Consider the following 9,174-nt stretch of genomic DNA (forward strand, 5'->3'; position numbering starts at 1 on the left):
AAAACGTTCCCCGGGCCATCACAGAGGCGACACAGCAGTACACGAAGTGGTCGGCTGAGATCCCCCGGGCGGAGCGGCTTCCGGAGTTCCTCGAGCGAGCGTTCCAGATCGCTTCCACCCCTCCCTACGGTCCGGTGCACCTCGGCATTCCGATGGACTTTCTGGAAGAGGAGATCGAGTTCACCCCGGGACCGGTGACCGAGTATCTGCATGAGGCGCTCGATCCGGATGCGGTAGAGCGTCTCGCCCAGATTCTCAGGACGGCGGCCAGTCCGGTCATCGTGGTGGGGACAGAGGTCGCGCGGTACGGTGCGATTGCCGCGCTGGAAAGGCTCTCCGACCTGGTGGACGCGTCCGTGCTCGGGGAGATCAAGGGCGCCGACCTCGCCTTCCCGAACACCAATCCGAGGTACGTCGGCAAGCTGACCGCATCGAGCCCTGCACTGGAGGGCGCAGACGTCGTCGTCCTCCTCGGCGCCGAGCTCACCGAGGGGCTGGCGATGCCCCTGCCGGATTTCGGTGACAGCCTCGTGGTGCAGGTCACCGTGGACCCGCTCGCTCTGCGCCGGCAGTACGCAGGTCAGGTCGGCATCCTCAGCCACCCCGGGCGCCTGCTCGATGCGGTCGCCGATCGCCTCGCTGAAGGCGGAGCGGTACCCGTGAGCTCGGGCGGGCGGGTGCGAGGGCTCAGAGAGCGCTGGGAAGCGGGCCGCGAAGCCTTGCGGTCGCGCCTGCTCGGCGAGGCTGATGGCGCGGTATCGGCGGCCCACATCGCGGACCTCATCCATCGCCTCGGCGGCTCCGAGACGATCGTCGTCAACCAGTGCGGATCCGCGGAGGGCTTCATCGACACACTCGTCGACTATGGCGCACCGTGGACGTATTTCGGCCTCTCGGGGAAGGCGAGTGCTCAGGGTTGGGGCGCGCCGGCGGCGGTCGGCATCCAGATGGCTCGTCCCGATCGTCGAGTGATCGCCGTCCTCGGCGATGGCGGGTTCATGTTCAACTCCACAGCGATCCACACCGCTGCCGCGTACGACGTTCCGGTCGTCTACCTCGTCCTCGACAACGGGGGCTGGCGGGACGTCGCGACCGTGACGGGAGCGATGGGCAGCTCGCTCGGAGAGCCCGGCGCAGAGGATGCGATGCGCTGGACCTTCCGGCCCCCGATCGACCACGCATCGTACGCCCGAAGCCTGGGACTGAAGTCTTGGCGGGCGTCCAACCCGGAGGAGCTCGAGAGCGCGTTCGCCGCCGCGTTCGCCGAGGATGGGCCGACGCTGATCCAGGTCGCGTCTGCGATGGGCGATGTCCGGGTCTTCGGGCAGGCGTTCGCGTGAGATGTCGAGCAGGAGTGACAGCGCCGTATACGGTGAGTGAGCCGCGTGTTCGGGCTGACAGCGACACGTACGTCTGCAGTAGGGAGCGATGAAGGATGTCAACTGGTGATCGACTAGGGGTTCGAGAGGATCTCGTCGATGCGAATCGCATTCTCGTCCGCCACGGCATCCTCGATGCTTTCGGCCACGTGAGCGTCCGTGACCCCGACGACCCGAGCAGGTTCCTCATCTCCAGAAACCTGGCCCCCGGCCTCGTCACGCCCGACGACATTCAGGTGATCGGATTGGACGGGACGACCGCGGACGACAGACCGAGCTATCTCGAACGATTCATCCACGGCGAGATCTACCGGGCACGCGCCGATGTCCAGGCCGTTGTCCACAGCCACTCCGCGTCGATGGTGCCCTTCAGCATCTCCAGGACGCCTCTGCAGGCGGTGTGGCACATGGCGGGCTTCCTCGGCGAAGCGGTCCCGGTCTTCGAGATCCGTGACAGCGTCGGGTCCTCCAGCGACCTGCTGATCCGCAGCGGTTCGCTCGGCGCGGACCTTGCTGCGACCCTCGGGGGCGCGGCGGTCGCACTCATGCGAGGACACGGATTCGTCGCCGTGGGCGACTCGATCCCGCAGGCGGTCGCCCGCGCGGTCTACGCGGACCTCAACGCCCGAGCACAGGTGACGGCCGGTCAGCTCGGCGGCTACACCGCCCTCACCGCAGAAGAGGGCGCCGCGGCCGCGGAATCCAACAACGGGCAGCTCACGAGGGCCTGGGAGATCTGGAGAGCCAACGCCAGGCGCGGGGAGAGCGTCTGAAAGCGCGCCTCCTCCAGGCGCGCTGAGCAAATCCGCCCGCTCGCGGCCGGCGCGTCATCGCGTCGGCGAAGCCGGCCGTTCGCCCCTGGTGGGGCGGTCCGGCATGCCGGCACACGCCGCCCGCGCCTAACGGCTCGCGCCATGTTGTGTATCTGACACACACAACAGTAGTAGGGGGGGTCGGACATTTGACGGGCCGGGGTGTAGGGATTTTTCTAAAATGTCCATTTCGCAGATGAAGTGTCCACGTGGTGTCCATATGGACATTTCGGTCGGGTGGTTCGGGTGATCTCTCCTGCAGCAAGGGGATAGCTGCTGGGCGGGAGACGTAATTCACGCACAGGCGGCCGGTTCGAGGCGGTAGGTCTCACGCGATGCCACAAACAAATCTGAGCATGGACACCACGATTTCCTCAGTACTCCGGAATACCCTAGGGGGGTAGGGGTGTTAGGGTGGGTGTCGCCGATTCTGGCGCATCACCGACGGAAGGAAACCATCATGGCCACCAGCGAGTACCAGGTCACCGGCATGACGTGCGGACACTGCGAGATGTCCATCCGTGAAGAGGTCTCCCAGATCCCCGGCGTGGACGAGATCCAGGTGAGCGCCCAGACCGGCAAGCTCGTCGTGTCTTCCACCAGTGCTCTGGATGACGCCGCCGTGCTGGCCGCGGTCGACGAGGCTGGTTACTCCGCGGTGCGCGCCTGATGAACGCTGCGGGACGACTCAGCCTGTATGGCGCCGGCGTCGTCGTGGCTTTCGGCGGGGCGTTCGGCATCGCGGCAGCTGTCGTCCCGGACAGCGCCGTCGCCAACTGGACGGCCGCGGCTGACGACAGCTCGATGGCCGATCACGCCGGCATGACCGGCGAGGACACCGCCGAGACCGCCACCATCCCCGGCGTCTCCCTCTCCGGTTACGGATACGAACTCAGCCCGATCGCCGCGCCCACCGGAACGGGCGAGTCAGGCGAGTTGAGCTTCCAGATCCTCGACGCTGACGGGACTGCGCTGACCGCGTACGAGTCCTCGCATGAGAAGGACCTGCACCTGATCGTGGTGCGCACCGATGGAACCCAGTTCCGGCACGTGCACCCCACGCTCGACGAGGCCACCGGCACCTGGACGACCTCCTGGGAGTGGACCGAAGCCGGCAGCTACCGGATCTATGCCGACTTCGTGCCGGACGTCGCCGACGGCCCCGACAAGGTCACCCTGACCCGCACGGTCGACGTCGCGGGCGCGTTCACCCCGAACCCGGCGACCGCCACGTCGACGACAAGCGAGGTCGACGGGTACACGGTCACCCTCGATGGGGACCTGACCGCGGGGGAGAGCTCCGAGCTAACCTTGTCGGTCACCCGTGACGGGCAGCCAGTCACCACCCTGCAGCCGTACCTTGGGGCCTTCGGGCACCTCGTCGCGCTGCGCGATGGGGACCTGGCCTACCTGCACGTGCACGCCGAAGGCGACGACCCGCAGGACGGCGACACCGCCGGACCCGACATCCGATTCGCGGCCGAGGCGCCTACCACCGGCCGGTACCTGCTCTACCTCGACTTCCAGGTCGACGGGCAGGTCCACACCGCCGAGTTCGTCGTGGACGCCGGGCACGGCACCGGCGACACGGACACGGACGACACACACAGCGACACGGGCGACGGTCACTGACCGCCCCGCGGTGATCTGAGAGAAGAAGGAACACCATGAGCACCACAGCCCCCGCAGAACAGACCGCGGACTCCGCCGTCGAACTCCAGATCGGCGGGATGACCTGCGCCTCCTGCGCGATGCGGATCGAGAAAAAGCTGAACAAGCTCGACGGCGTCGCCGCCACGGTCAACTACGCCACCGAGAAGGCGAAGGTCACCATCCCCGCCGGATACGACCCGGCCCTGCTGATCGCCGAGGTCGAGAAGACCGGCTACAGCGCGGCGCTTCCGGCCCCGAAGAAGGCCAAGAACGACACCGCCGAGGGCGGGGACGCGGACGATGCCGACCCGGAGCTGACCAGCCTCCGCAATCGGCTCATCGTCTCCATCGTCCTGAGCGTCCCGGTCATCGCGATGGCGATGGTCCCCGCCCTGCAGTTCACCTACTGGCAGTGGGCGTCGTTGGCGCTGGCGGCGCCGGTCATCGTGTGGGCGGCGTTCCCGTTCCACAAGGCGGCGTGGGCGAACCTCAAGCACGGCACCGCGACGATGGACACGCTCATCTCGATGGGCACGACCGCCGCGTTCCTGTGGTCGCTGTACGCGCTGTTCTTCGGCACCGCCGGCACCCCCGGGATGACGCACCCGTTCGAGCTCACCCTCGCCCCCTCGGAAGGAGCCGCGAACATCTACCTCGAAGTCGCCGCCGGGGTGACGATGTTCATCCTCGCCGGCCGCTACTTCGAGAAGCGGTCCAAGCGTCAGGCCGGCGCCGCGCTGCGCGCGCTGCTCGAGCTCGGCGCGAAGGAAGTATCCGTGCTGCGCGACGGGGTGGAGACGAAGATCCCGGTCGAGGACCTGCAGGCGGGGGACGAGTTCATCGTCCGCCCGGGCGAGAAGATCGCCACCGACGGTGTCGTGGTTTCCGGCACGTCCGCCGTGGACGCCTCCATGCTCACCGGCGAATCCGTCCCGGTCGAGGTCGCCGAAGGCGACCCCGTCACCGGAGCCACGGTGAACGCCGGCGGACGCTTGGTAGTTCGCGCCACTCGGGTCGGCTCGGACACGCAGCTGGCGCAGATGGCCAAGCTCGTCGAGGACGCCCAGACCGGAAAGGCTGAGGTGCAGCGCCTGGCCGACAAGATCTCCGGCGTGTTCGTCCCGATTGCGATCCTCATCGCCGTCGTCGCGATGGGGGCATGGTTGGGTGCCGGGTTCCCTGTCGCTGCCGCGTTCACCGCCGCCGTCGCCGTGCTGGTCATCGCGTGCCCGTGCGCCCTGGGTCTTGCCACGCCGACCGCGCTGCTGGTCGGCACCGGCCGCGGCGCGCAGATGGGCATCCTGATCAAGGGCCCGGAAGTGCTGGAATCCACCCGCAAGGTCGACACCGTCGTGCTCGATAAGACCGGCACCGTCACCACCGGCAAGATGACCCTGGTCAACGTCGTCACCGAGCCGGGCACCGATGCGGACGAGCTACTCCGCCTCGCCGGTGCACTCGAAGACGCCTCCGAGCACCCCATCGCGCAGGCGATCGCGAAGGGCGCCACCCAGCAGACCGGCACCCTCCCCACCGTGGAAGGGTTCACGAACCTGGAAGGCAAGGGCGTGCAGGGTGTCGTCGACGGACACGCACTCATCGTCGGCCGGGAATCGCTGCTGGCCGAGTGGTCGCTGCGCCTGAGCGCCGAGGTTGCCGCCGCGAAGGCGCAGGCCGAAAGCGAAGGCAAGACCGTCGTCGCCGTCGGATGGGATGGTGCCGCTCGCGGCATCCTCATCGTCGCCGACACCGTCAAGCCGACCAGCAAGGAGGCCATCGCCCAGCTCAAGGCACTCGGCCTGACTCCGGTGCTGCTCACCGGCGACAACGAGGCGGTCGCCCGCCAGATCGCCGCCGAGGTCGGTATCGACCAGGTCATCGCCGAAGTCCTCCCGAAGGACAAGGTCGATGTCGTCACCCGCCTCCAAGGCGAGGGAAAGGTCGTCGCGATGGTCGGAGACGGTGTCAACGACGCCCCCGCGCTCGCGCAGGCCGACCTCGGCTTGGCGATGGGAACCGGCACCGACGTCGCGATCGAGGCCTCGGACATCACCCTGGTCCGCGGCGACCTGCGCAGCGCCGCTGACGCGATCCGGCTGTCCCGCAAGACCCTCGGCACTATCAAGACCAACCTGTTCTGGGCCTTCGCCTACAACACGGCCGCGATCCCGGTCGCAGCCCTCGGTCTCCTCAACCCGATGCTCGCCGGTGCCGCCATGGCACTGTCCAGCGTGTTCGTCGTGGGCAACAGCCTGCGTCTGCGCGGATTCAAGAGCATCGCCCGCTGACCGGGCAACCCGGCAGCACCTACCACCCACATCGGAAGGAACACCACCCATGTCCAGCTGTTGCAGCACCAGCGCCCCCGCCCCCGGCGGCCGTGAGAACCTCCTCGACGCCGCCGGTGGCGCCGACATGACCACCTGCCCCGTGATGGAGGGCACCCCGGTCAACAAGGCCACCGCCGTGGCGGCCGGCCTGTTCCGCGACTACGAGGGCGAGCGGTACTACTTCTGCTGCGCCGGCTGCGGTCCCGCGTTCGACGCGGACCCGGCCCGCTACGCCGCCGCCATGGCCTGAGCCTCACTCCCGGTGCCCACACACCCCGTGCGGGCACCGGGAGACCGGACCCTTCATGACCTCCACCATCGCGGCCGCCCGCGAACCGGGCTACATCACCGACCCCCGCACCTACCGGAACCGGCTGCGCCGTCTGGAAGGGCAGATTCGCGGGCTCACCGGGATGATCGAGCAGGAACGCCCCTGCATCGATACCCTCACCCAGATCTCCGCCACCCAACGCGCGCTCCAGGGTGTCGGTCTCGCCCTGCTGACGGACTACCTGCGCCACGCGCACGCCACCGGCACCCTCACCGACGACACCGTCCTTGATGCCGCCTCGACCGCGATCACCCAGCTGATCCGGTCCTGACCCTGCCCTCCTCGCAGCGCCGCGACCCCCGTACCCCGGAAGCGAACTGCACCTCATGCCCACCCACCATGTCCTCATCCTCGGGGCAGGAGCAGCCGGCGTCGCCGCCGCAACAGCCCTCGCCCGCCACGAGGACATCCACGTCACCCTGGTCGGCAGAACCCACGAGACCCCGTACATCCGGATGCACATCACCGGCGTCGCGTTCGGTCCCACCTTGCCCGAGACCATCCACGCGCCGCTCCCGCCCGTCACCGTGCTGGCAGACACCGCCACCCACCTCGACCCGATCAGCCGCATCGTGCACCTCGCCTCCGGCGCACAGTTGCGCTACGACGCGGTCATCATCGCCACCGGCAGCCGCCCGGACACCCTCACCCCGGGCCTGCCCGGGCGGCACACTCCCGCTGCACGGCACCAGGTCGTCACCCTGCACAGCATCCAGGACGCCCAACAGATCCGAGAACACCTCACCCGCACCGCCGGGCCGTCCCGGGTCGCGATCTACGGCGGCGGATTCACCGGCGCGGAGACCGCGTCCGCACTCCACGCCGCCGGACATCACGTCGCCCTCATCAGCCGCTCCCGCATCCCCGGGCGGGCCTCCTTCGGCGCGCAGATCGCCGCCCACATCACCGGCATCCATCGCGGCAAAATCACCACATTCCTGGGCCGCACGATCACCGCCGTCCGTGACAGGAGCCCGCTGCTGGGGATCACCCTGGATGACACCACCACGCTCTCCGCCGACCTGCTCATCACCGCCCTCGGCAACGCCCCCACCGCACCGGGACCGTTCTCTTCCGGGGTGCCTGTCGATGACCGGCTGCGGAGCACTGCCCCGCACGTGTACGCGGCCGGCAGCACCGCCATACACCGCGACGACCACCTCGGGATCTGGCGCCTGGATCACTGGGCCGACGCGGCCGCGCAAGGACAGCACGCCGCCGCCGCGGTGCTCCACGACCGCACCGGCGCCGCCGACCCGGGACCCTACCGTCCTCGTAGCTCCTACACGTCACTGATCCACGGCACCGCCATCACCGGCATCGGGTACACCATGACGCCCGCCACCGAAGGACAGGGCCCAGGACCCGGCACCCTCGTCACGCACACGCTCAACGGTGCTCTGGTGGGGGTGAGCGGTGTCGACGCGGTCGCCACCGTCCACGAAACCGCCCAGCACCTGCACGAGAGCGCCGCATGACCGCCGCCACCCCTGTGACCCCGGCCACTCGTGCCCGCGGCGGGTTCTGTCTCGCCGTGACCGGCACCGTCGTGCTAATGGCGGCCGCGTCGGCGCCTTCCCCGTTCTACCCGCAACTCACCGAGCAGCTCCAGCTGCCCCCGGTGGCCACCACTCTTATCTTCGCGATCTACGCCATCCCGCTGCTGCTCGCACTGCTGACGCTCGGGTCGCTTTCTGACCGGGTCGGGCGTCGCGGCATCCTCACCGTCGGATCGGTGGCCCTGTCGGTGAGCCTGCTGATGTTCTGGGCCGCCGATTCCTTCCTGCTGCTGCTCGCCGCCCGCGCCCTGCAAGGCCTGGCGGCGGGACTGCTGGTCCCGGTTCTGAACGCCATGATGGTCGACCACGAACCCTCCCGCTGGCTGGGGGCGGCCGCGCTGGCCAACACCGTGGCCCCCATGGCCGGTCTCGGGCTCGGGGCGCTCACCGCCGCTGGACTGCTGGACCTACCCGGCATCGACGCGGGCACCATCTTTCTGCTCCTCGCCGCGGTGTTCCCTCTCCTCGCCGCCACCGCCTGGACCATTCCCACCCCACCCGTCCTTCCCGGGGACGCGGGACCGGACCCACGGGCCCGGCGGGTCTCGGCGGCGACGCGGCGGCGGATCATCGTCTCGGTCGCCCCCGCCATCATCGCCGGGTGGGTCACCAACGGTCTGTTCCTCGCCCTGGGACCGGGGATCATCGCCACCCGGTTCCACGCCGACACCTACCTGCACCAGGCCGGGTCCATCATCATCCTCGCCGCGGCCGGGGTGGTCGCCGCCACCGCACTGCAGGGGGCCACCGCCCGGCGGATCAGCGTGTTCGGGGCCGTGTCTCTCGGCGCAGGCACCGTGCTCAGCCTCGCCGCGCTGGCCGTGCCAACTCTGCCCGGGTACCTCGCCAGTGTCGCGGTCGTGGGTGCCGGGTTCGGGACTGCCTTCATGGGCGCGATGCGCACCCTGCTGCCGCACGTCGACCCCGGGCAGCGCGCCACCGTTATGGCCGTGATCTACACGATCTCCTACCTCGCGATGTCCGTCCCCGTCGTGCTGGCCGGCTTCCTCGTCCCCGCTCTCACCCTCCCTGGAGCCGCGGCCGTGTTGGGGGGAGTGGTGGTGCTGCTCAGCATCACCGCCACCCTCACCCACCTGCGCACCCCCACGG

Annotated in this window: 9 protein-coding genes; all 9 read left to right on the forward strand. The window is 69.1% G+C overall.

Annotated elements, in window-relative coordinates:
* Positions 1-134: 134 nt before the first annotated feature.
* Complete coding sequence (locus FE256_RS10370; protein ID WP_062633824.1) at positions 135-1,340, forward strand: thiamine pyrophosphate-dependent enzyme; 1,206 nt, start codon at positions 135-137, stop codon at positions 1,338-1,340.
* A 95-nt stretch (positions 1,341-1,435) separates the two neighbouring features.
* Positions 1,436-2,152, forward strand: a complete 717-nt coding sequence (locus FE256_RS10375; protein WP_062633823.1) for a class II aldolase/adducin family protein — start codon at positions 1,436-1,438, stop codon at positions 2,150-2,152.
* Between the two features lie 499 nt (positions 2,153-2,651).
* Positions 2,652-2,861: a heavy-metal-associated domain-containing protein gene (locus FE256_RS10380; protein ID WP_067119704.1), complete on the forward strand. Its 210-nt coding sequence runs from the start codon at positions 2,652-2,654 to the stop codon at positions 2,859-2,861.
* Positions 2,861-3,823 (forward strand): DUF8832 domain-containing protein, encoded by a 963-nt coding sequence (locus tag FE256_RS10385; RefSeq protein ID WP_067119702.1) that lies wholly within the window; start codon positions 2,861-2,863, stop codon positions 3,821-3,823. Before FE256_RS10380 ends, FE256_RS10385 begins: the two co-directional genes overlap by 1 nt.
* A gap of 35 nt (positions 3,824-3,858) precedes the next feature.
* The gene (locus FE256_RS10390) at positions 3,859-6,132 is read left to right on the forward strand and encodes a heavy metal translocating P-type ATPase (protein WP_067119698.1); all 2,274 of its coding nucleotides are present in this window, start codon (positions 3,859-3,861) and stop codon (positions 6,130-6,132) included.
* Positions 6,133-6,181: 49 nt separating this feature from the next.
* The gene (locus FE256_RS10395) at positions 6,182-6,424 is read left to right on the forward strand and encodes a YHS domain-containing protein (RefSeq protein WP_067119694.1); all 243 of its coding nucleotides are present in this window, start codon (positions 6,182-6,184) and stop codon (positions 6,422-6,424) included.
* A gap of 55 nt (positions 6,425-6,479) precedes the next feature.
* Positions 6,480-6,776, forward strand: coding sequence for a metal-sensitive transcriptional regulator (locus FE256_RS10400; RefSeq protein ID WP_067119691.1), 297 nt, complete (start codon positions 6,480-6,482; stop codon positions 6,774-6,776).
* Positions 6,777-6,831: 55 nt separating this feature from the next.
* Positions 6,832-7,983 (forward strand): FAD-dependent oxidoreductase, encoded by a 1,152-nt coding sequence (locus FE256_RS10405; RefSeq protein WP_067119688.1) that lies wholly within the window; start codon positions 6,832-6,834, stop codon positions 7,981-7,983.
* Positions 7,980-9,174, forward strand: a 1,195-nt coding sequence (locus tag FE256_RS10410) for an MFS transporter (RefSeq protein WP_138175308.1), incomplete at its 3' end; no start/stop codon positions are given. The genes FE256_RS10405 and FE256_RS10410, both read left to right, overlap by 4 nt.

It is taken from the genome of Microbacterium sp. 5K110, assembly GCF_005774735.1.
Classification (GTDB): Bacteria; Actinomycetota; Actinomycetes; order Actinomycetales; family Microbacteriaceae; genus Microbacterium.

Excerpts from the sequence above, each read along its gene's own strand:
- FE256_RS10400 (WP_067119691.1), top strand. The coding sequence starts at position 6,480 with ATGACCTCCACCATCGCGGCCGCCCGCGAACCGGGCTACATCACCGAC.
- FE256_RS10380 (WP_067119704.1), top strand. The coding sequence starts at position 2,652 with ATGGCCACCAGCGAGTACCAGGTCACCGGCATGACGTGCGGACACTGC.
- FE256_RS10385 (WP_067119702.1), top strand. The coding sequence starts at position 2,861 with ATGAACGCTGCGGGACGACTCAGCCTGTATGGCGCCGGCGTCGTCGTG.
- FE256_RS10390 (WP_067119698.1), top strand. The coding sequence starts at position 3,859 with ATGAGCACCACAGCCCCCGCAGAACAGACCGCGGACTCCGCCGTCGAA.
- FE256_RS10405 (WP_067119688.1), top strand. The coding sequence starts at position 6,832 with ATGCCCACCCACCATGTCCTCATCCTCGGGGCAGGAGCAGCCGGCGTC.
- FE256_RS10395 (WP_067119694.1), top strand. The coding sequence starts at position 6,182 with ATGTCCAGCTGTTGCAGCACCAGCGCCCCCGCCCCCGGCGGCCGTGAG.
- FE256_RS10375 (WP_062633823.1), top strand. The coding sequence starts at position 1,436 with ATGTCAACTGGTGATCGACTAGGGGTTCGAGAGGATCTCGTCGATGCG.